Here is a 749-nt window from a genome sequence, read left to right on the forward strand (position 1 = left end):
GCATGATGCAAGGTCGAGAGCTTGGGCAGTGGATTGTGGATGGATCAGATACCATGATCAGCTCGGCAATATTGTCGTTGCAAACCATGCCATTGACCGATTTTGATTTCGAGATTCGCCCAGCGCCAAGCAAAACATTCGAAGTCGCACTCTACTACAACCCAAGTCGGCGTTCTGCGGTCAACATCGTACCCGGCTTACTCGGTGTGATTCTCACCATGACGATGATTTTGTTCACCAGTGCCGCGATTGTACGAGAACGTGAACGGGGAAATTTGGAGCTATTGATCACCACGCCCATCCACTCGATAGAGCTAATGGTGGCGAAAATCGTGCCGTATATCTTTGTCGGCTTAATTCAGGTTTTCATCATTCTAGGGTTGGGACATTGGATTTTCGGCGTACCGATTAACGGTGCAATCAGCCAAATTCTGTTTGGAACCTTGTTGTTTATCGCCGCCAGCTTAACTTTAGGATTGGTCATATCCACCATCGCCACAACACAGCTTCAAGCCATGCAAATGACGGTGTTCATTCTTCTGCCTTCAATTCTGCTGTCTGGATTTATGTTCCCTTACGAGGGCATGCCGGTCGCAGCGCAGTGGATTTCAGAAGCCCTGCCCGCCACTCACTTTATGCGCATGATTCGAGGCATAGTGTTGCGAGGAGCGGATCTGATGGACTTGTGGCGAGATACCCTTTGGTTGCTCGGGTTTACTGTATTTGGATTGGTCGTCGCATCACTAAGG

At 49.3% G+C, this 749-nt stretch carries 1 protein-coding gene; it reads left to right on the top strand.

Features of this window, described 5'->3' with window-relative positions:
* A partial coding sequence (locus tag R7190_RS27115) for an ABC transporter permease (protein ID WP_318137833.1) occupies positions 1–749 on the top strand: 749 nt, incomplete at both ends.

The organism is Vibrio sp. 1078-1, assembly GCF_033340475.1.